This is a genomic window from Thalassotalea sp. Sam97 (assembly GCF_041379765.1).
Taxonomy (GTDB): domain Bacteria; phylum Pseudomonadota; class Gammaproteobacteria; order Enterobacterales; family Alteromonadaceae; genus Thalassotalea_A; species Thalassotalea_A maritima.
Genome location: NZ_CP166919.1, coordinates 566,995 through 589,959, shown reverse-complemented (window position 1 = coordinate 589,959; position 22,965 = coordinate 566,995). Strand labels below are relative to the sequence as shown.

General features: G+C 41.6%; 19 protein-coding genes. 13 read left to right on the top strand and 6 right to left on the bottom strand.

What is annotated here, in order from left to right; translation table 11 throughout:
* Nucleotides 1-76 precede the first annotated feature (76 nt).
* The 3 genes from ACAX20_RS02540 to ACAX20_RS02530 form a co-directional block, all read right to left on the bottom strand.
* Nucleotides 77-1,771, bottom strand: coding sequence for an NAD-dependent malic enzyme (locus ACAX20_RS02540; protein ID WP_371188328.1), 1,695 nt, complete (start codon nt 1,769-1,771; stop codon nt 77-79).
* A gap of 105 nt (nt 1,772-1,876) precedes the next feature.
* The gene (gene iscX, locus ACAX20_RS02535) at nt 1,877-2,077 is read right to left on the bottom strand and encodes a Fe-S cluster assembly protein IscX (protein WP_371188326.1); all 201 of its coding nucleotides are present in this window, start codon (nt 2,075-2,077) and stop codon (nt 1,877-1,879) included.
* Between the two features lie 101 nt (nt 2,078-2,178).
* Nucleotides 2,179-4,497 carry an aminotransferase class V-fold PLP-dependent enzyme gene (locus ACAX20_RS02530; protein ID WP_371188325.1) on the bottom strand — a complete coding sequence of 773 codons (2,319 nt, stop codon included), beginning with the start codon at nt 4,495-4,497 and terminating at the stop codon, nt 2,179-2,181.
* Nucleotides 4,498-4,919: 422 nt separating this feature from the next.
* Here ACAX20_RS02530 and ACAX20_RS02525 point away from each other — a divergent pair, with 422 nt between their 5' ends.
* Nucleotides 4,920-6,107 carry a porin gene (locus ACAX20_RS02525; RefSeq protein ID WP_371188323.1) on the top strand — a complete coding sequence of 396 codons (1,188 nt, stop codon included), beginning with the start codon at nt 4,920-4,922 and terminating at the stop codon, nt 6,105-6,107.
* A gap of 128 nt (nt 6,108-6,235) precedes the next feature.
* Here ACAX20_RS02525 and ACAX20_RS02520 read toward each other — a convergent pair whose 3' ends face one another.
* From ACAX20_RS02520 to ACAX20_RS02510, 3 genes are all read right to left on the bottom strand, one after another.
* Entirely contained in the window at nt 6,236-6,805 is a 570-nt protein-coding gene (locus ACAX20_RS02520) for a glutathione S-transferase family protein (protein WP_371188321.1), read from the bottom strand.
* 122 nt (nt 6,806-6,927) lie between these two features.
* Entirely contained in the window at nt 6,928-7,788 is an 861-nt protein-coding gene (speE, locus tag ACAX20_RS02515) for a polyamine aminopropyltransferase (protein WP_371188320.1), read from the bottom strand.
* Nucleotides 7,778-8,740, bottom strand: coding sequence for an adenosylmethionine decarboxylase (locus ACAX20_RS02510; RefSeq protein ID WP_371188318.1), 963 nt, complete (start codon nt 8,738-8,740; stop codon nt 7,778-7,780). The genes speE and ACAX20_RS02510 overlap by 11 nt, the downstream gene beginning before the upstream one ends.
* A 250-nt stretch (nt 8,741-8,990) precedes the next feature.
* Here ACAX20_RS02510 and speB point away from each other — a divergent pair, with 250 nt between their 5' ends.
* The 12 genes from speB to mtnN all read left to right on the top strand — a co-directional run bounded on the left by speB (nt 8,991) and on the right by mtnN (nt 22,935).
* Nucleotides 8,991-9,923, top strand: coding sequence for an agmatinase (gene speB, locus ACAX20_RS02505; RefSeq protein WP_371188316.1), 933 nt, complete (start codon nt 8,991-8,993; stop codon nt 9,921-9,923).
* A gap of 4 nt (nt 9,924-9,927) precedes the next feature.
* On the top strand, nt 9,928-11,862 hold the full coding sequence (gene speA, locus ACAX20_RS02500) for a biosynthetic arginine decarboxylase (protein WP_371188314.1): 1,935 nt from the start codon (nt 9,928-9,930) through the stop codon (nt 11,860-11,862).
* Nucleotides 11,863-11,879: 17 nt separating this feature from the next.
* Nucleotides 11,880-12,308 carry a TipAS antibiotic-recognition domain-containing protein gene (locus ACAX20_RS02495; RefSeq protein WP_371188312.1) on the top strand — a complete coding sequence of 143 codons (429 nt, stop codon included), beginning with the start codon at nt 11,880-11,882 and terminating at the stop codon, nt 12,306-12,308.
* 306 nt (nt 12,309-12,614) lie between these two features.
* A complete protein-coding gene (locus ACAX20_RS02490) occupies nt 12,615-13,046 on the top strand; it encodes a nuclear transport factor 2 family protein (RefSeq protein WP_371188310.1) in 432 nt (143 codons plus the stop codon).
* Nucleotides 13,047-13,576: 530 nt separating this feature from the next.
* Entirely contained in the window at nt 13,577-14,038 is a 462-nt protein-coding gene (locus ACAX20_RS02485; RefSeq protein WP_371188308.1) for a DUF2306 domain-containing protein, read from the top strand.
* A 44-nt stretch (nt 14,039-14,082) separates the two neighbouring features.
* Entirely contained in the window at nt 14,083-14,517 is a 435-nt protein-coding gene (locus tag ACAX20_RS02480; RefSeq protein WP_371188306.1) for a hypothetical protein, read from the top strand.
* A 440-nt stretch (nt 14,518-14,957) separates the two neighbouring features.
* Entirely contained in the window at nt 14,958-15,776 is an 819-nt protein-coding gene (locus ACAX20_RS02475) for an HAD-IIB family hydrolase (protein WP_371188304.1), read from the top strand.
* Nucleotides 15,777-15,809: 33 nt separating this feature from the next.
* Complete coding sequence (locus ACAX20_RS02470; RefSeq protein ID WP_371188302.1) at nt 15,810-17,060, top strand: glycosyl transferase; 1,251 nt, start codon at nt 15,810-15,812, stop codon at nt 17,058-17,060.
* 49 nt (nt 17,061-17,109) lie between these two features.
* Nucleotides 17,110-18,873 (top strand): alpha-amylase family glycosyl hydrolase, encoded by a 1,764-nt coding sequence (locus ACAX20_RS02465; protein ID WP_371188300.1) that lies wholly within the window; start codon nt 17,110-17,112, stop codon nt 18,871-18,873.
* Between the two features lie 118 nt (nt 18,874-18,991).
* Nucleotides 18,992-19,630: a dUTP diphosphatase gene (locus ACAX20_RS02460; RefSeq protein WP_371188298.1), complete on the top strand. Its 639-nt coding sequence runs from the start codon at nt 18,992-18,994 to the stop codon at nt 19,628-19,630.
* A gap of 174 nt (nt 19,631-19,804) precedes the next feature.
* The gene (locus ACAX20_RS02455) at nt 19,805-22,129 is read left to right on the top strand and encodes an FdhF/YdeP family oxidoreductase (RefSeq protein ID WP_371188297.1); all 2,325 of its coding nucleotides are present in this window, start codon (nt 19,805-19,807) and stop codon (nt 22,127-22,129) included.
* A gap of 95 nt (nt 22,130-22,224) precedes the next feature.
* Nucleotides 22,225-22,935, top strand: a complete 711-nt coding sequence (gene mtnN / locus ACAX20_RS02450) for a 5'-methylthioadenosine/S-adenosylhomocysteine nucleosidase (RefSeq protein WP_371188295.1) — start codon at nt 22,225-22,227, stop codon at nt 22,933-22,935.
* Nucleotides 22,936-22,965 lie beyond the last annotated feature (30 nt).

The window sequence follows — 22,965 nt, the reverse complement described above, 5'->3', positions numbered from 1 at the left end:
TGAGGAAAGTTTCATTGGTACAAAAAAGCCTCGATAAATCGAGGCTTTAATCTTAGATCGAAAGACGTGTTAACAATTAAATCGTTGAGCGCTTGTACTGACGGTATTCTGGGGTCCAGAAGTTATCTTCAATGCTCTCAAGTAATTCTTCATCGCTGATTTCAAGCGCTAGGCCTTGCTGCATCGCTAGTTTAGCAATGTTAAAGGCAATCTTCTTACTGATTTCAGCAATCTTTGTAATCGGCGGTAATAACCCACCACGACCTGTATTCGCTAGTGGCGACTCTTCAGCCAATGTGGTACTTGCAACAATTAACATCTCATCGCTAATGCGCTTAATGTTAGCTGCCAATACACCCAAACCAATACCCGGGAAAATGTATGAGTTATTACATTGAGCGATATCGTAAACAGTATCTTTGTATTCAATCGGCTCAAACGGGCTACCTGTGGCAATAATGACATCGCCATCAGTCCATTCGATAACCTGTTCCGGACGCGCTTCAACTTGTTTCGATGGGTTCGACAACGGGAACACAATCGGCGTTGGGCAGTTAGCGTGCATGGCCTTGATAACTTGCTCGGTAAATAAGCCAGCTTGGCCTGAAACACCGATTAAAATACTTGGTTGTGCGCAGTTAATAACATCAAGCAATGATGGGAATTCACCAGAGAATGTCCATTGTTGCAATGTTTGCTGAGATTGTACCAACCTTTCTTGGAAGTCTCGTAAGCCTTCCATGCCTTCGCTTAATAGACCAAAACGATCAACCATAAACACACGGCTACGCGCGTCAGCTTCTGGAAGGCCTTCGCTTACCATTTGCGCAATAATTTGCTCAGCAATACCACAGCCCGCAGAGCCAGCACCAACAAACGCGACACGCTGTTCAGACAGTTTTTGACCTTTGGTGCGACATGCTGCTAATAGGGTACCAACCGTTACTGAGGCTGTTCCTTGAATGTCGTCATTAAAACAACAAATTTCATTACGGTAGCGCTCTAACAGCGGCATTGCATTGGCTTGAGCAAAATCTTCCCATTGCAATAACACACCAGGCCAGCGACGATTAACCGCCTTAATGAACATATCAACAAATTCATCGTATTCTTCTTGGCTAATACGTTTATGACGAGCGCCCATGTACATAGGATCGTTAAGTAGCTCTTCGTTATTGGTACCAACATCTAACATGATTGGCATCGTATACGCAGGACTGATACCACCACATGATGTATACAAAGACAGCTTACCGATAGGAATACCCATACCACCAATACCTTGGTCACCCAAACCAAGAATACGCTCACCATCCGTTACTACGATAACTTTCACTTTGTGCTTAGTAGCATTTTGTAAAATATCGTCAATTTGGTGGCGCTCAGAGTATGAAATAAATAGACCGCGATTTGAGCGATAAATATCAGAAAATTGCTCACACGCATCACCAACGGTTGGCGTGTAAATAATTGGCATCATCTCTTCAAGATTCGCTTGTACTAACGCATGAAACAAGGTTTCGTTTTGATCTTGAATATTTCGCAGATAAATGTGTTTATGAATAGGTTTTTCAAAGCTTGAGTATTGCATGTAAGCACGCTCTACTTGCTCTTCGATCGTTTCAAAACGCGGTGGGATCAAACCAGTTAAATTAAAACTTACGCGCTCTTGGGCACTAAAGGCACTGCCTTTATTCAACAATGGGGTTTCTAATAGTGTTGGGCCTGCATAAGGTATATAAATCGGTCTTTTTCTGCTGTCTGCGCTCATCTGGTTATCCGCGATTTTCAAAATGGCGGATATTGTACAGATTTTTATACTAATTAGGCAATATAGATTACTCTATGATTACAAAAAGATAACTGATCAGACCTGCTAGTCCATTTCATCGATCCAAGCCAGCTGGATCGCTTCTAGCACACGTTCGCCACAATGATTAGGATCGTCATCAAATCGCTCTAATGCCAACACCCAGTCCATCAAATCGGTAAAGCGAATTTGCTTGGGATCAACGTCAGGGTGTTGTTCAATTAAATCCAGGGCAATCTCTAGCGAATCGGTCCATTTTAGCGACATAGGGAGCTCTCTTTTGTCTTGTCATTATTAATTATTTAACTATAGATGACTTTAAACAGATCGAGCCCCTCACTTAAAGGTCTGCAAACGACTATGACCTATTAGCTAATTAGCGCAAAACCACCCGGTACATGGTAGACATTATCAAAGTCCATGCGTTTAAGTGTTTTTGCGGCAGCGTCTGAGCGACTACCACTGCGACACACACAAATAAACCCATGTTGCGGCTGATTGCGAATATTTTTTTGCACAAACTGCGTTAGCTGCGTTAACGGCACATTGATCAACTTTTGTTGTTGCCAATACTCTTGTTTAAACGCTGCAAATTCATGTGGTTCACGTACATCAACGACCGTAACCTCAGGGTGGTTGGCTAAAAATTGGTTTAACTCTTCCGGCGCCACATCAAAGCCAGTCGCTCGGTTCAGTTCAATTTTGCCGCAATATTGTGATTGCTGACTCACTTCGATTTGTGCATCGAGTTTAGCTTTTGCCTGAACAAAATCCGCTTTACTGATTTGCTCGTTGCAAACATCCGCAAGTAGTGAGTTGTTTGTCTTTTCTATTGCAAACGTGGTGGTAAAAAACTGAGTGTAGTCATGCGCAGGACATAACAAAGCCGCATCGCTGACGTTATTATTGAGTAACTGCAAGCTGTCATACAATGCAGCGCTGTCACTATTAATGAAATCTGAACGACCAATACCACCAATTTGAATGGTGTCGCCAACAAATACGTATTCAACGCTGTCTACGTTAATCGAGCTTGCGCTGCCATTGACTAGTAACAGAGCAATGCTGTTGTCGGTATGACCAGGAGTATTAACGCGTACCAGTTGCTTATCACCAACGCTAATCGCTCGTGCTAAAGAGCCATCAGCAAGTGTTACTTGCTCACATAAATCTTGTGGCCAGCCATGTTCGTCTACCTCTAACGTCGCCATATTATTACTAACAATTTCACGTAACATTGCCGCACAGTCACTATCAGCTTGATGTAAATGTGTATGGGTATTAATAATGGCTTTAACCCTGTAATTTTGGCATTGAACAAACGTTGTGAATTTTTCCGAAAGTGCCGCCACAGGATCTATAAGCACGACTTCTTTAGTCGCTTTATCTACATAGCACCATGTACATTGGTTGTCATAAACCCACTGTTGTAAGCCATCTACTTTGCTGTCTATTTCTTCATTACTGTCGGAAAGTAATAAGCATGAATTACGCAGCGCACGTACCGCATTTAAAATCGCGTCACATGCTTGATCAATTTCTTCTTGTGTGGTGGCTGGACCAAACGACATACGGATAGCCCCTTCACTTTGCCACGTCGGCTTGCCCATAGCATCAAGCACGAAGCTACCTGTCACTTTTGAGCTACACGCCGAGCCCGCACTAACACGAATTTTTGCCGCATCGAACAAATCCATAATATCTTTGCTCGATAAGCCTTTAACCGAAAAGTTTAAGGTTGTCGGTAGTGAGTAGTTAAAGTCGTGATTAAACACAATTGCTGGAAATGCCTGTTTTAGGGTCTCTGCCAATTGTTGACGATAGGCAACTAACACCTCATGCGATTTAAAGGTATCGTCATTTTTATCAACTAACAGTTTAAATATGGCATTAAGAGCGGCAATTCCCGGCAAATTTTCGGTGCCTGAACGCAAACCACTTTCTTGACCACCGCCAGCAATAAAAGGTGTATACGGTGCACCTTCGCGAACGTATAACAAACCAATGCCCTTAGGACCATACAACTTGTGGCCACTAAATGGCGCATAGTCGATGCTGGTTGTCGATAGCAGTAAATCAACTTTACCTAAGCCTTGTACGCAATCTACCATCCATAATATGTCTGGATTATGAGTTCGAATCACTTTTTCAAGCTCGCTAAGATCTTGAATCACGCCAGTTTCATTATTTGCGATCATGGTGCAAATCATCAGAGCCTGCGGTGCGTGATTCGCGATAAACTGACGATCAAGCAAACCGTTACTATCAACAGGTATGGCGACAACATCGGCTTCGATACCAAGCATAAGATTCCAATGCTTTAAGGTTTCGGGTACCGCTTTGTGCTCCGTTGCACCGTACAACAAAATAGGGTTTTCGACTTGTTTCGCTTTGTCACGGACGGCGTTTAAAGCAGAAATAATCGATGTTTGAATACCTTCAGTTGCCCCTGAGGTAAAAATAATATTGCCAGTATCAGCACCTAACACCTGACGAGCAAGAGAACGGGTAGATTCTAAAATATACTTAGCTTTAATGCCGGTCATATGCGAAGAACTTGGATTACCATAACAAAGATTCATGGTATGAATAGCAGCTTGCGCAGCTGCAGGTAAAACCGGCGTAGTGGCGTTGTTATCAAGATAAATTTCGTTTTGAGCTACCTGAATATCGGTGAGATTTAACATATTCGACTTCTTACTCTGTTGTGTGGATCTTTAGATCTCTAACTATTATTGGTGCCGTCAACCCAGCCTTGTTACGCCGTCAGTGCTCTCTCATTGGCACGGTTTAGTGCAGTAAATGCGTTCACCGTTTTAACTCAATAAGATGTACTTGCGGATGCGTAACTGAGTTACAAAAACAACAAACCCCGTATAAAAATTCCGCCATATAATAACTGAACATAAGATGTAACTCTAGGTTATAAGCAGATAAAAATGTATTAACAAGTCTTCCTCTTATACTTATTTGCTATGGCAAGATCCCTGCTCAATAGTCGACTTCTGATACCGTTATTCATTTATTTAGTTAATCGCAGGAAAAATCATCAATGTTGCATATACTTGATTGATATAAAGAAAAATTGAAGATTAAAAAGGGTTCAGGAATGAAAACAAAGCTTTCTATTATAGTTGCTGCGTTGTCTTGTGTGTTGTCTGGCACTGTTAGCGCCATCGAAATTTACAAAGATGAAAAAACCTCTGTAAGCACGCGAGGCATCCTACGCCTCGTTTTTGAAAGTAACTCAAGCAGCGATGAAATTACCGATGGTGGCTCTCGTTGGGGGTTTGATGTCAAACGGGAAATCGGCTCTGGTTGGACTGCTGGAATTACCACTGAATGGGCGATGAGCTTCGAAAACAACAAAAACTTTTCGGTAAGCGTCGTTGGTAATGATGCCAACTTAGCTGCGGGAGATTCTGGCGATACCTTTTCTTCTCGACTGGGCCACTTAACGTTTACTCACGATCATTGGGGCAAAATCGCTGTTGGTAAGCAGTGGGGGGTTTACTATGATGTCGCCGGTAGAACCGATATGTTCAACTATTGGGGTGGTAGTGCCGCTGGCGTATATAACTTTGCAGGTGACGGTGGTTTATCAGGTACCGGTCGTGCCGAGCAAGCTCTCACTTGGCGCAAAAGCTTTGGTAACTTCAACCTTGGCTTACAATATCAAGCGCAAGATGAACGTGTTGTATTAAATGTTCCTGAATGTGATTCAGCACTACCCGATGGTGAGTTTGCCGATATATGTTCGTTATTAAATGGTGCCGATTTAGGTACTGTAGGTAATGGCTATGGTATCTCGCTTTCTTATCAGTTTGATAATACCGTTTGGCTCGGCTTCTCTTCAAATATTGCTGAGCTAGAAGCGGGTGCTGATAACGAAGACATATTTGGTATCTCTCGTGATGAGGATGACGTTGTTAACGTCTTTGCTGCCTCTTATGGTACCTTTAACGACGGTTTATATGCCGCTATCACCTATGCTAATTCAGAGTTTCATGAAATCGACAATGCCGGTAATCTAATTGATGCCGAAGGTGGCGAGATTATCATACGCTATACCATGGACTATGGTACCAGTGTATACGCTGGCGCAAATCGCCTAACTTCAGATGGCTCTGAAAACCAATATGAAATCAACTATGAATTAATTGGTGCTGACTATCCTTTTATGGATAACGTTGGCGTGATGTTTTTTGAAATGCGTTTCAATGACAGTACCAATGCCGACGGTAGCCAAGGTAATGACAACAATGACATTGCGGTTGGTGTGAAAGTGAACCTCTAGCATACTACTGATTGCACCTATTAACATCGGATGCCGCATAATGAACAAGCTGCTTTTAAGCGGCTTGTTCTTTTTTAGCCACCCTATTTTCCCTAGCCACAGTGTCCAGCACAGCATACTCGGCGTATCTATCTAGGATCGGTATCAATCACTTCTTTTCGCGCTAGATGACCATGATGAAATTGGCTTAACTTTGAGTATGCCGCTAAGTCTAATAATTCCCTAAATCTGATCCAGTCTAATAAACAAAACAAACAAATACTTGGATAATGCCAGTCGTTAAAATCCCCTTGCATACACGCATCCTCTAATGCTTGCATGCCCTGCTCTATTCGTTCTTTTTGTAAGTTAAAAAACAACTTATCTTGACTGCTATCAATGCCACTGCGTTTTAATAAAAATAATGAAACCAGTGAGTCATTAATGGCATCAATGATGGTTAATAGATTCTCCTGCGACCATGACAACGGCTTCAGCTTAAACTTATCGACCAAATAGCGAAAAATAACCCGCGAGTCATAAATACATTGTTCATCATCCAGTAAAAACGGCACTTTTAAGGTGGGATTCTTGGCACGTAATTGGGCTCTGTCTTGTTCCGTGAAGATATCCATGGCCTTGAAGGGCAATGGAATCGAATGGGTGAACAAGCGAATACGGCGAACAAACGGCGATGTGGTTGACCCGTAAAGTAGCATAATAACTCCAAAAGATGACGATGATTAGACGTATACGATGTTCATTACACTATTACATGCACAACCCAAATAGCAATAAAAAAGGGAGCGTTGAAGCTCCCTTATCTCATACGTTTGGCAAGTTAATCGTTACCAATTAAGCCTGCTAAACCTTTGCGAGCGAAGCTTGGCAGTGCAAATGCTGCGGTATGCAACTCAGCATTGTAGTAATCAAAGTCTAAGCCACTGGCTTTAACACGCTCGGCGTCAAAGTCTTTGATTGGGTGATACTTTTTCGTAGCGAACGAGAAGCTCCACAAACCACCTGGGTAAGTTAAGTTACTGAAACTATATAAGTAAGTTTGTGGGAATGCATCATTAAGTACTTTTAATAATGATTGTTGAATCTCTAAGGCATACCAAGATGATTCGCCTTGTGAAACGACTAAGCCATCTTCAGATAAACAGTTGTATACGTCTGCATAAAACTCAGGGCCAAATAGTGGCGCTGCCGGACCTATCGGATCGGTACTATCAACGATGATCACATCAAACTTTTCAGTGGTTTCTTTAACAAACTTAACACCATCACCAATGATCAAGTTAAGTCTTGGATTATCGAGCTCACACGAGGTTTGCGGGATAAATTCTTTACAGGCATCTACCACCATGCCATCGATTTCTACCATGGTGCATTTTTCAACGCTTTTGTGGCGCAACACTTCACGAGCTGTGCCACCGTCACCACCGCCGATAACCAAAACATTTTTTGGATTTGGGTGAACAAATAAAGGCACGTGGGCGATCATGTCATGGTAAGCAAACTCATCACGCTCGGTAACCATAATCAGGCCATCGTTTAATAGCATTTTTCCGTGCGCTTTTGTCTCTACCACGTCAACGGTTTGAAATTCACTTTTACCCGAAAACAATACTTTTTCGACTTTGATACGCAAGCCAAGAAAGTCTTCAAACTTTTCTTCAATCCATAACTCAGAGTGCATGGTTCTCTCCTGTAACATCAAGCTCACTTGGCTTGGCAAATTCTTGTTGCGGGACAATATAATTAACAAAGCTCAGCTGATAGCCATTGTTAAGTGTATCAGCCACCTTCGATTGGCTTACATAATGCGCCGGAATATGTTGCTCTATCATGGTCGCAAACTGGGGTTCATTAAACGCCAGTAAGTCGAACGAGTTTGGCTCTAATATCTGCAAAATTTGCGGTGCAAGTTCGATTAAATTCAAGTTCGATTCAAAGCTTACATAGCTACTGCCCGCTTGAGGGGTAATATGAATCGTTAAATACTCACTGCCTTTAATGGCATTAACCGAATAACCGAACGGATCGAAGACAAAATCATCGAGTTCAAATCCTGGTAACATTTGCTCTAGTTGCAAATAATTCCGAATTTGACGAGAGCTCAAACCTGGCAAAGTTAACATGGTCGATGCTTTTTCACTGATTTGATAAGCCAATAACTCGTAGGTTTTATCTTCGCTGTCCGCTTGATAATTGTTATCTTGATGGAATACATAATTATGATGCCCATCTAGCTCGCCAAAACGATACGCCTTACCCGACATGTATTTGTTAAGAAGCTTAATATCGTCGCCAAAGGCACTGAATTGTGCTTGTGCGAAATATTCGTTTTTACGTTGATAAAACACATGGGCAATTTTTTCCATGCCAATGTGTTCGATAAAGTATTCCACCGACTTAACCAAATGGGTAACACCGCACGTTAAAATCAATATTCTATCTTGCCAAACAAACAAGCTCGACTCAGAAAGCAAAAAGGCTTTGCATTCGTCGTTGCTAATAGAAGAAAGAATTTGTGCGTTACAGCATTTTACCAATTCAGCCCAAAAGTTATCATCAACGTCAGTTAATAATGACATGCTACCTGGCTGTATGGTGACTTCGGCTTTTTTTTCTGAACCTTCGAAAAACAATAGCGGATCCTCAAAGATAAAAGGGTTTACAGAATGGTTGTTATTGTTAGCTAAATTGCTTCGCCGCGCATTGTACGTTTTGTTCGCTGATAGGCAAGATATTTTGTCATTAAAAAAGTACAGTTAAGCTAAGCACTAACAATAAAGCCAATAAAATAGCTTTATGTATTATAGATGAAAAAAAACGCTATACTTTAAGAGAAATTTCCGCATAATTGCCGCCCATTATTTTCATAGATGTAACTGTGTTATGACAAGTAAAGTAGCTGATATCACTGTGCCTCTAAATGCACCTGAATGTTTATACGATTTTGCCAAAGCGGGTGATGGTATTTACGCCAATCATACCCACTTAATTGGCTTTGGTTTTGATGGTACCGCCTGTTTTCGCAAAGGCACCAAAGATGGTCCGGACGCCCTTCGCGCCGTGTCTGATGGTATTGAGTCTTATTCGCCATACCTTGATGCTGACATTGAAGATGTCAACTTTGTAGACTTAGGTAACTTACGTTTACTGGGTGGTGTCAATTACGATGACTCTAAGCACACCGAGCAGCAATGGCAATCGGCAAGCGACGACTTTGAGCAACTTTTTAGCAACGTCGACTTAAACAAGCATAATGTTAAAGTGATGACCTTAGGTGGTGAGCATTCTATTTCTTATGCGCCGATCAAAACTTACCTAAAACAGTACCCTAATATGGTACTGATTCATTTAGATGCGCACGCTGATTTACGTGACGGTTACGAAGGCTATCATTATTCGCACGCGTCGATTATTCGCCGCAGCCTAGACCACTTCCAAGCTGGTCACAGTTTAATTCAATACGGTATTCGTTCGGGTACCAAAGAAGAATATCAATATATGCGTGAGCACAACACGCTGGCGACATCTCGCCAACAGTTTTTAGATATGGTGAGTGCGATAGATGATCAACGCCCTATCTATTTAACCTTTGATTTAGATTATTTTGATCCGAGCTTTTTCCCTGGTACCGGCACGCCTGAGCCAGGTGGTGAAGATTTTCATTCTTTTGTCAGCCTCTGTAAGATCTTACGTAACAAAAATTTTGTCGGCTGTGATGTGGTTGAATTATCGCCGAGCATCGACAGCACAGGTAATAGTGATGTATTCGCGGCCAAGGTCGTTCGCGAATTATTATTGTGTTTAGCAGGAAAATAACAATTTGAACAAGCAAACCGAGCAACTTTCTGCATCATCTTGGACGATTGAAGATGCAGAGCGTACCTATCGCGTTAAACGTTGGGGTAATGGCTATTTTGAAATAGGTGAAACGGGTGACCTAATGGTTACGCCTCGTTATGACCAGCCCAATTTAAAAATTAATATGCAAGAAGTCATTGAAGAAATGCAGCAAGAAGGCGTTGAATTCCCTGCTGTTATTCGCTTTCATGATGTATTGCGCTCACAAGTAGAGCAACTCAATAAAACCTTCCGCGAAGTGATTGAGCAAGCCAATTACGAAGGGATTTATCAAGGCGTATTCCCGGTTAAAGTGAATCAAATGCGAGAGGTGATTGAAGAAATCGTTTCTGCAGGTAATCGTTTTAACTATGGTTTAGAAGCTGGTTCTAAGCCTGAGCTTATAGCGGCTCTTGCCTATAACACCAATAAAAAAGCGTTAACGATTCTTAACGGCTACAAAGACGAAGAATACTTACGTTTAGCCTTATTAGGTACCCAAATTGGTCGAAAAGTCATTGTTGTTATTGAGAAATATTCAGAACTTATCACGCTGGTTAAGTTAGCCAAGGAATTAGATGTTGAGCCAATGATTGGCTTTCGCGCCAAGATGATGGTTAAAGGCCGTGGTAAGTGGGAAAGCAGCAGTGGTGAGCGCGCTAAGTTCGGTTTAAGTATTAGTGAAATGCTCAATGCAAAAGAGTACCTTGAAGAAGAAGGCTTACTGCATTGCGTAAAACTGCTACATTTCCATATTGGCAGTCAGCTAACCGATATTCGCGCAGTTAAAGAGGCTGTTCAAGAAGCTTCGCTTATTTATTCGCGTTTATACCAACTTGGCGTTGAGTTGGAGTATGTTGATGTTGGCGGTGGTTTAGCGATTGATTATGATGGCACCCAATCAACCAACGATTCGAGTTGCAATTACGGCTTGCACGAATATGTTGCGGATATTGTTCATGGTTTTCAGCAAACCTGTGACTTACAATCGGTACCACACCCTAACTTAGTCAGTGAAAGTGGTCGTTCGATTACCGCCCACCACTCTTGTGTGGTAACTAAAGTTATCGGTGAGATAACCCCAGGTGTTAATGGTTACAATACACGTAAAGCAACTGGTGAGCATATTATGGTAAGTAATATGCGCGACTACAAAGCCACGCTTGATCAACACAACTTCCAAGAAACTTACAACGATATTAGTCAGCTTAAAGAGCAAGCCGAACAAGCGTTTAAACTTGGCGTGCTTGATTTAGAAGAAATGGCAAAAATCGAAACCTTATATTGGCAAACACTGAATAAGGTTAACGACTTTGTTGAACAACAAGAGTTTGTGTCGGAAGAATTACGCGAAATAGGCGATAAATTATCATCACAATATTTGGCGAACTTCTCTGTCTTCCAATCGGCCGCCGACTCGTGGGCGATTGACCAAGTATTGCCAATTGTGCCTATGTCACGTTTAAATGAGCGCCCAACCAAGCGCTGTACTTTTGTGGATATCACCTGTGATAGCGACGGTAAAATAGATAATTTCATTGGTGATGAAGTCACCGCGAATCACATTCCAATGCATAAGCTTAACCAAGGTGAAGATTACTTTATTGGTATTTTCCTTACTGGTGCTTATCAGGATGTGATGGGCGATATGCACAACTTATTTGGCCGCTTAAACGAAGTGCACATTGTCAGTTATGACGATGATCCAAAAGACTTCTATATGGAAGAGGTCGTTAATGGTACGTCTGTAGAAGGCGTATTATCTACCATGCAATACACGCCAGCAATTTTGGCACAAGCAGTGAAGAAAGAAATCGACAAAGAAATCAGTCGTGGCAAGATAAAACCTCGCCAAGGCGTGCAATTGATAGACTTTTACGAAGACTGCCTTGCTGGCTACACCTACTTAAAAGTTTAAGAGGATGAGAGTTAATAATGACCACTGAAAACGAATTTCAAGAAAACCCAGAGCTGGAAAAACAAGAGCAACTTGCCAGAGAGCGTGTTGGTGATGACAAAGTTGACGAGCGCATGGAGCAACTGGCTAACATGAGTATGGAAGATACCATGGCTCTGAAAGAAAAAGCCGATGCTGTTATGATGAAAATTTCAACGTGCAAGAACCTAGCAGCGGATTCAGATGACATGCAAGCGATTGTAAAAGAGTACCTGTTCTATACCAATTTTGCGTTAAGCAAATTACAAGGTAAATCTATTGTTGTTGATTACCAACGTTTTATAAACATGGCTGAATCAATTGCCAACGATAACGATCAAAAAGCCGCATTTGACCAGCACGGTATTGGTACCGCTGAACACTTTGCTAACGCTATTCAGATCTATGCCGAAGCAAACTTAAAGTAATGGTTCTAATAGCGAGCTAAATCGCTTCATCCAAAGACATCGAAACTAGATGCGCTATGGATGGCATCTCAGACCTAAAGCGCTAAAATCAATAAGCCTTCTATTGCACCTTTAATAGAAGGCTTTTTTACATGCATTTATTTATACCTCCGCAACCAATCAACCCTACCGTTATTATTTTGGCTAGTTTGCGTCGCTCGATTATATAGCGTAAGTTATTGAATAAGATGCAGTCTTGTACGACTGCTGTAAGTGAGCAAGAGACAATTAACAACCAACTGAAGTACTAATTATTGGTAGATAAATATGATTTTAAAATATGGAATAATGGGGTTGTTGCTGCTCCCAACTGTTAGCTATGCACAAAACTTAACCGCTAAAGTTACTGAATATTTTGATGCTCAAAAAGCAGTTGAACATAAGCGCTCTCAAGAGAGTGATGTAGAGGAGCTCCTTTCACTATTAACAGATGATGCGACATTTGAACACCCTAGCTTCAATGCTGTTCAAACGAAAGAAGAATATAAGACAGGTCTACTTTACTACTTAGGGAAATATGGTAAGTGCGATATTAAGGTATCAAACATCATAGAAGGACTGAACGCTGTGACTGTCGAATATTTGCATCCCTGTATAGATTCTGAAGGGAATATGGATGCGCAGAGCAACAAACAAAAACTGGTCACTTTGTTCGAATTTAAAGATGAAAAAATAAAACTGATTAGGCACTACTTTTAATCTAATATCGTCGCTTTAACAAAGAGTGAATCAATAAATATTTAGCCGCTTTAGAGCGATTTGTAGACACGCGTATTGAATAAAATTGGGTGTGATGATGAAAATGCTCGAAGCTATTAAGAAAGGGGTTCTTGCCGCTATTCAGTTTTATTTTTTCATGCTATTAGGTATCTTGCCTCTAAATATTATCCTGGATTATTTTGAAGGTGATGATATTAGCCAGTATGCAAGCATGGGGTTTGTTTTCAATTTTATTACTCCCCCAATAATCTACGGTTCACTTAGTTGTATCGTTGTAGTATCAGTGATTAATCAACTTGTAATACTCAAGCAGAAAATCTGAGTATCCGAGTAAATTTGTATATTAGAGTGTAGGTGATGACTCGTTTATATCAGTCGATGCTATAGGGTAATTTAACTAAAGAGCCTGAGGCTGTAATGAGCGAACAACGGCCATTTTCATGGAAAGTAACTAAATACAAGTTTAATCATTCGCATAAAAGAATGACTAGCAAATCTAAGGAAGGAAATTGGCATTTATTACAATTATTCATGCTGCATTAGCAATTCTTGCTACAATCACCGGAGCATTCGTATTAGCCCGTAGAAAAGGCGATATTTCTCATACAACACTGGGAAAAGTTTTCGTTATAAGCATGATTCTAGTTAACCTATCGGCTTTCTCGTTTTGGCCGAAATATGGTTTCACTTTCTTTCAGGTGCTGGCATTGTGGAATTTGACCTGGGTATTGCTTGGTTATTATTATGCTTATAAAAAACCAAACAATAATTGGCTAGTGAATCACTATTACTACATTTCATATGCCTATCTTGGTGTTCTCGCCGCGACAGTAGCTCGACTTCCCGTGATTTTAGGAGTTGCACCTACTGAGTCGGCTTTGATTTCATTGGCGGTAGTTTTCGGCTTTGGAGCTTATTATATCGAAAAGATAGGCAAAAAAGTTCGAGAGAACCACTTGTCGCTTATATGATGTTCAATATTTATGTCTCTGAAGAGCGATAATTAGCCATAGCCGTGTTAAAAGGATTTGAAGAGATGAAGTTACGGATTTTACTGCTAAGCCTGCCTACCATTATATTTGGTTGTACCGATAATATTGCCCCCTCCCGCTCTGAATGTATTACAAGAATAGAACTTAAATGGTCTGAGCAGAGTGCTGAGGATAGAGCTAAAATTATTTCAAATTTTGGTGATGAATTTACTAGACAGTACGTTAAAAATAACCATAAAAATGCTATCCCACCAAGCTCTGCCATTCAAGGCGATAAGCAGCAATATATCTACTTACAGTACACTCAAGGATGTAACAATAAGGTTGATACAAGCAAGTTGTTAGTTAATCAAGTTAGAGAAGTAGTTTCTGATTTGCCTCAAATAGTATTCACTGAAAAAGCATTCGAACCAGACATCAATACTATATTGGTTTCAGGCAAATATTGGAGAGATTAACTAGATTTGTTAATGTCGCCTAATGGCACAACTCGGCCGTAAAGAGACGCCTCCTATACTGGAAAAAGTACATCCCACCTCATAACACAATAACCGTTCAGTCTTTCGGATTTATGAGCTACCACAGCTTGGCTGTACGAAACTTGCTGAGCATTTTAACGTTTACTGAAATCGCTGTGAGTTTTTAACAAACTTTAAGCAATTAAACTTAATCCATTAATTTAGATTCTCATATTGATGACGGAGCCCGTACTCAAGTGAGGAATTCGATATTAGTTCACACAACCTCACCACAATGGTGCAATGCACCAATCTGGACGTTTTTCACTCTACTTTTGTTTAAGCTTTGTTTGAGTAGCCCTTAAAAAATATAGACTTACACATTGGTACATATGTTGCCTATATTTATTAGTATCTAATAACAACTCGAGGGTTTTCAGGTGAGTCAATACATCATTGCCACAGATTTAGACGGTACTTTACTCGATCATACGACCTATAAATTCCATAAAGCTGCACCAGCACTTGAGCATTGCGATAAAGCCAATATTCCGGTTATTTTTAACACTAGCAAAACCTTTGGTGAAACCGAACGCTTAGCCAAAGTGCTAGATAATAACCACCCTTTTATAATCGAAAATGGCTCGGCTTTATACGTGCCAAAGGGCTACTTCGCTAAAGAGCTTGATAGCCAAGTACCACGCTACGATGCCGGCGCGTATTGGCTCTATAAATTTGGGTTAAACCGTAGTGAAATTCTATCGCGTTTAACCACCTTTAATAGTGAACACAAGTTTTCTTTTATTGGCTTTTCACAAATGACTACGCGCGAGCTGTCACGTTATACCGGGCTTACTTTAGACCAAGCTGCTGAAGCCAAAGAGCGTCAATTTTCAGAACCTTTGCTATGGCAAGACCAACCTAGTCGCGTAGAACGCTTTGCCAAACACATGCAATTATTTGGTATTAATGTCATTAAAGGTGGTCGCTTCGTCCACCTTATCGGCATGGTCGATAAAGGCAAGCCATTAGCTTATCTAAAGGCACTATATGCCTTAAATGATTGTGAAAAAACGCTTATAGCGCTAGGTGATAGCGACAATGATAAAGCCATGTTAGAACGTGCTGACATTGCTGTTGTTATTCAGTCGCCTGCGCACCAAAACCCTGTACTCGATGTACACCCTCGGTTAATTCGCTCTCGTTATCAAGGACCGGTAGGTTGGAACGATACCATTCTTGAATTATTAGAAGCATAACCTCTTAATCATTGCAGTAAGTAAGGAGACAGCATGGGCGATTTTTATCAAAACGGTGTGATCACCACATTACACAACTTAGGTAAGCGTTCAATTGATGAAGTTGAACAAGAACTTTGTCAATTTAGCCAAAAAAGGCCGATGGGCTTAGTGTTACCAAGCTTGTATAGTGAGCTTGAAACCGAAGCATTACCCAATATTATTGATGAGTTATGTAAAGTACCGTACCTGTCGCAAATCGTTATCGGCCTCGACCGAGCCGACGAAGCACAGTATCGTCATGCTCTGCAATTTTTCTCCAAGTTACCGCAACACCACAGGGTGTTATGGAATGATGGTCCTCGTTTAAAAGCGATTGATAAAGAGCTTAAAGAAAAAGGTCTCGCGCCAGAGCAATTGGGTAAAGGGCGTAACGTTTGGTACTGCTTTGGTTATACCTTAGCATGTAACCAAGTTGAGTCGATTGCCCTGCACGATTGCGATATTCTTACTTACGATCGACAAATGTTAGCAAGGCTTATCTACCCTGTCGCGAACCCTAAATTTAACTATGAATTTTGTAAAGGCTACTACTCGCGCATCGCTAACGGCACCTTAAATGGCCGCGTCAGTCGCTTACTGGTAACGCCATTAATTAGAGCACTCAAAAAATTGGTTAAAGACGATGAATATCTCGAATATTTAGACAGTTATCGTTATGCCTTAGCTGGTGAATTCTCATTCCGTATTGATGTGTTAAACGATCTTCGAATCCCAAGTGACTGGGGGTTAGAGATTGGCGTACTGGCCGAGATGTATCGTAACTACTCAACCAACCGCTTATGTCAGGTTGATATTGCCGATGTTTACGATCATAAGCATCAAAATCTGAGCAAAGATGACGAAACTGGTGGCTTATCGAAAATGTCTATCGATATTGCAAAAGCGCTGTTTCGCAAACTCGCCATTCAAGGTACGGTGTTTGATGCAGGCACTTTCCGTACCATTAAAGCAACCTACTATCGTATGGCCCTCGATTTTATTGAGACCTATAAAAACGATGCCATTATTAACGGCCTTGAATTAGATATTCATAAAGAAGAACAAGCGGTGGAATTATTTGCTGAAAACATCATAAAGGCCGGCCATAAGTTTTTAGAAGATCCTATGGAAACGCCATTTATTCCGAGCTGGAATCGCGTGGTTAATGCCATTCCGGATATTTTTGAACGATTAAAAGAAGCTGTTGAGCTAGACCATGAAGAGTTTAGCGCAACAATAAGAGCCCTTGATAAAACGGCTTGATCTGATCTCACATAAGGCTTGCGGTAGCCAGACAGCTTGGGGAACAATAATGAATGACGCAGGGCATCAACCCATAATAGAAAACCGTCAAGGCCTACTGTTTCGAATAAAGACTCATCTGCGTCATTTATACTCCCCTGATAAGCTTGATGATATCGCCGATGCTCTACTAAAGACCATGACGTTAACCGATGATGCTCTAGGGCCTGAGCCGTATCAAAATCATTGGGATCAAGCCGATGTATATTTAATTAGCTACGCCGATAGCATTATCGACGAACAACAAGTCCCGCTTGCGACGTTGCATCAATTTTTAAATACGTACTTGTCAAACAGTGTTAGCACCATACACTTACTACCTTTTTACCCCTATAGCTCTGATGATGGCTTCGCCGTTATTGATTATTATCAAGTTAATCATAGTGTTGGTGACTGGCCCGATATTCAATCATTAGCACAAGATTACAAGTTGATGGCAGATGTTGTACTAAATCATTGTTCAGCACGCAGTGGTTGGTTTGAAAACTTTAAAGCGAATAAGCACCCCGGCAAAGACTTTTTCTTCCATGTCGCGCCCAATACTGACACGAGTCAGGTTGTCAGGCCAAGAACTCATGATTTATTAAAAGAAGTTGAAACCCCCGATGGCACACGTTATGTGTGGTGCACATTTAGCCACGATCAGGTCGATTTTGACTTTACCAACCCCAAGGTATTAATTGAATTCGCATCAATCCTAAAGTTTTATCTTGATAAAGGTATTAGTGTGTTCCGTTTTGATGCTGTGGCTTTTTTATGGAAAGTCCCAGGTACCAGTTGCATCAATTTAAAAGAAACCCATGAAGCAGTTAAACTGTTGCGTTTGCTGGTTGAACACTATCGCCATGATGCCATTATCATTACAGAAACCAATGTCCCGAATCGGGAAAACTTAATGTATTTTGGCAATGCCAACGAAGCTCATGCCATATATAATTTCTCCCTGCCTCCGTTATTGGTTAATACCCTAATAACCGGCAACTGTGCCCATCTAAAAACATGGTTAATGTCACTGCCCCCAGCGCAAAATGGTACAGCATATTTTAACTTCATCGCTTCTCATGATGGTATTGGGCTGCGCCCTGTCGAAGGCATACTTAGCCAACAAGAAATCGATGAGATGATCAATACCATGATCAATTTTGGTGGTCGTGTCAGTTGGCGCGCGTTAAAAGGTGGCAAAAACCAGCCCTATGAGATCAACATCGCCCTATTTGATGCCTTATCTGGCACCATTAAAGGCCATGACAGTTTGCAAATTGCCCGCTTTATTTGTGCGCATGCGATTATGCTTGCCATTGAAGGGATTCCGGCGATTTATATTCACAGTTTTATCGCGACCAATAATGACCACGATAAGGTGCGATTAAGTAATCAAAACCGCGCTATAAATCGACATCGATGGGACTATCCACAACTTAGTGCACTACTAGACAACCCCTATAGTCAACATGCGCAGGTCCTTGAGCACCTAAACAGGCTGATTGCTATTCGTAAAAAACAACCCGCGTTCCATCCTAATGCAACCCAGTACACCCTGCACTTAGGTGTTCATTTGTTTGCCTTTTGGCGACAAAGTATTGATCGCAAGCAAAGCATATTTGCCGTTAATAATGTTACTGACCAACCGCAAAAGCTGTTATTAAGCGACTTGAACTTGATTGAACTTGATACTTGGACTGACTTAATCAGCGGTACAGGATACAACGACGTACATCAACTAATCATCTTAGCGCCCTACCAGAGCATATGGTTGAGCAACACTAAACGCTAAATTCACACTGCAACCAGCTTGAGGTTTAATTGCGATAACTACTGTATTTTGCCCTAAAATTCGGGCAAACTATGGCGCTATATACCGCTAATAAATGATTACAGTTTCAGGAACATTCATGTCTGATTTATCTATCGCTATCAAGCAAATTAAACAAATGCTTACCATGCAAGACGCTATGAACACTCGCGTTAGCGAGACGTGGCGAGCCAATAATTACGAATGGTATCGCGCTATTTGGGTTGAGTGCGCTGAAATGCTCGACCACCACGGTTGGAAATGGTGGAAACATCAAGAATGTGATGTTGCTCAAGTTCAGCTTGAATTGGTTGATATTTTCCACTTCGGCTTAGCCCTTCGCTTAATGCAAGTAACAGACGTAAACGTTATTGCTGAAGAATTGGCTAATGACCTTATCAGCAGTGACAAAGCAGCAAGTTACAGTGACTTTAAATTAGCACTGGAAGACTTAGCGAGCGCAGCAGTAACTAATAAAGCATTCGATGCACACAGTTTTGCAGCATGTATGCGTTTGATGAACATGGATTTAGAAGATCTGTTCCGTCAATACGTTGGCAAAAATACCCTTAACTTTTTCCGTCAAGATCACGGCTACAAAGATGGTAGCTATATTAAGGTGTGGCACGGAAAAGAAGATAATGAAGTACTTGCAGAACTAGTTAGCACGTTAGATACCAACAGCGACGATTTTCAAAGTAATGTATATCAAGGTTTAAAAGCGGCCTACCCTGCTTAATTTAATACCTTAAATACAAGCTATTTACTGACACTAGCCAATTAGTTAGAAGCCCTCATGGTGATAACTCAATTGGCTTTTTTATACGCTTTTTTTAGAGCAACTCATCTACATCTAGCGATCTAAAGCGCCATTGCGGCACTATAATTATTATGGTTAAGAGATATTTTTGTCATGGATAAACAACGCCAGCAGGTAAAATTCACAACGAAACCCGCCAAAGCAGGTGGCATTAACTCGCTTAAATCTACCTTAAAAAGCATAGTGCAGAGTCAACAACCCAGCACCAACATTAAAAGCTTGTTAAAGGCTAATCAAGATAAGGGCTTTGATTGTCCGGGTTGCGCTTGGGGGGATGAAAAACAAGGCTTAGTCCAGTTTTGTGAAAATGGCGCAAAAGCTATTGCATGGGAGTCGACCACCAAAACCGTTGGTGCAGATTTCTTTGCCGAACACAGTGTGAGTAGCTTACGTAAACAAAGCGACTACTGGCTAGAGTACCAAGGCCGCTTAGCCGAACCACTGCGCTACAACGAAGCCGCAGATCAATACCAACCCATAAGCTGGAAAGATGCCTTTGCGTTAATTGCTAAGCATCTAAATGGGCTTGAAAACGTAAATCAATTAGAGTTATACACCTCAGGTCGAGCGTCAAATGAAGCTGCATTTATCTATCAGTTATTTGGCCGATTATATGGCACCAGTAATTTCCCAGATTGCTCGAATATGTGCCATGAAGCCAGTGGTGTCGCGTTAAAAGAATCGATTGGCGTTGGTAAAGGTACCGTCACCTTGAAAGACTTTTCGCTCGCCGATGCCATTTTTGTCTTTGGCCAAAACCCTGGTTCAAATCACCCTCGGATGCTAAACGCCTTACGCAAAGCGGCTCGTAATGGCTGTAAAATCATTACCTTTAACAATTTAAAAGAAGTGGCGCTTGAGCGATTTGCTAGCCCACAAGATCCCCTAGAGCTATTGACACCGAAAGCAACCAATATCAGTCATGCTTACTATACCCCTAAATTAGGTGGTGATATGGCTGCGGTGCGAGGCATAGTAAAAGCACTATTGGCTATGGACGAACATCGTCAACAAACCGGTAGCGACAGCGTTTTTGCCGAGCAGTTTATTCGTCAGCACACTTCTAACCTTGATGAATATATTCAACAAGTTACCGCCACGAGCTGGCAACAAATTTGCGATCAATCAGGGCTTAGTCAAGCAGAATTAGAGCAAGTTGCAAAAATTTGGGCGAGCAGTGACAAGGTTATTTGTTGCTGGGCGATGGGGATCACCCAGCACAAACATTCAGTCGCGACCATTCAAGAAATGACCAACTTGCAATTACTCGGTGGTCATATTGGTAAGCCTGGTGCAGGTTTGTGTCCAGTACGTGGTCACAGTAATGTGCAAGGTAACCGTACTGTGGGTATTAATGAAAAGCCACCGCAAGTGTTTATCGAGCGATTAGCCAGCGTAGTTGGTGCACCGGTGGCAGGCGACCATGGTCACAATGTCTACCATGCCCTAAAGGCTCTGTTAGCAAAACAAAGTAAGATATTCATCAGTCTTGGTGGCAATATTGCCCAAGCAGCCCCCGATAGCAAGCGAGTTTACCAGGCACTGAGTAATACCGAACTGAACGTGCAAATTGCCACTAAGCTCAATCGCAGCCATTTATACACGGGTGGTGAAGCTCTGATATTGCCATGCTTAGGCCGAACAGAAATCGACCAACAAAAGTCTGGAGCGCAATACATAACCGTCGAAGATACCTTTTCCATGGTGCACGCCTCACAAGGCAATGTAGCTCCGGTATCAACAGCGCTTAAGTCAGAAGTCGCCATTATCGCGGGTATTGCCAACGCGGTGTTAGGTAATGACATTATTGATTGGTCTGAATTAGCCGCTGACTATAAAAACATTCGTCAACTCATCTCGGCAACGTTGCCTGAATTTAATGATTATGAACAACGCTTAGACCATATTGGTGGCTTTTATCTAGGCAATAGTGCTGCTGAACATCGTTGGTTAAACCAAGCAGGTAAAGCATTATTCAGTGCATTGCCATTGCCTAATGAGATCATCGCGCTTGATCATTTAGCGATGAACAAGCAGCAAAAACAGCGACTATTAACCATGCAAACGTTGCGCTCCCATGATCAGTACAACACCACGATTTATGGTATGAATGACCGCTACCGTGGTATATCAGGTGGTCGAAATGTCGTGTTTGTAAACGCCAAAGACGCCAAAGTTCAGAATCTTTGCGATGGCGATATTGTCACCATTCGTTCGCTATGGCCTGATGACATTGAGCGTAAGGTCGAAAACTTTAAAGTGCATATTTACGATATACCACAAGGAAATGTCGCTGCTTATTATCCCGAAACCAACCCATTAATACCACTTGATAGCGTCGGCGATCGTTCTGATACACCAACATCAAAATCTATCGCCGTATTGCTTGAAAAACAGGTTTCGCAACGCATTATTTAGTGACAACAAGACTTGGTTTTATTAAGAAACTCACTATAATTGCCGCATTATTTAGGTATTTATTAAGTCACCTTTTTTAACAACGGAAATTCACTATGAAAGCAGGCATTATCGGCGCTATGCAGCCAGAAATCGCCATTTTAAAAAGCAAATTAAATAATTTGGCGGAACATACCCATTTTGGCTACACCTTTTACACCGGTGAGATTAATGGCACTGAGATTGTTTTAGTTCAATCTGGTATCGGTAAAGTCGCATCAAGCATCGCAACGGTACTGATGATCGAAAAGTTTGCACCAGATTACATTGTTAATACCGGTTCCGCTGGTGGCTTTGATCAATCATTACGTGTTGGTGACATCGTTATCAGCTCTGAAGTTCGCCACCACGATGCTGATGTCACAGCCTTTGGCTACGAAATTGGTCAATTACCCGGCATGCCTGCGGCATTCACGCCACACCCCATGTTAGTAGAGGCAGCACAATCAGGTATTGATAAGCTTGATGGCATTCAAACCTTAACGGGACAAATCACCACGGGTGATACCTTTATGACCAAAGATGATGATATTGCCAAAGCACGAGCCAACTTCCCTAATATGGCTGCCGTTGAAATGGAAGGCGCAGCCATTGCACAAACGTGTCATCAATTAAATGTACCATTCGTGGTTATTCGCTCAATGAGCGATATAGCGGGTAAAGAGTCACCAACCTCGTTTGAAGCATACCTTGAAACGGCATCGGTTAACTCATCAGAACTTGTCTTGAACATGCTTGAAGCACTAAAAGGCAAACAGCTTAGCTAATATTGGCAAATTATTGTACTCAAGCAACGT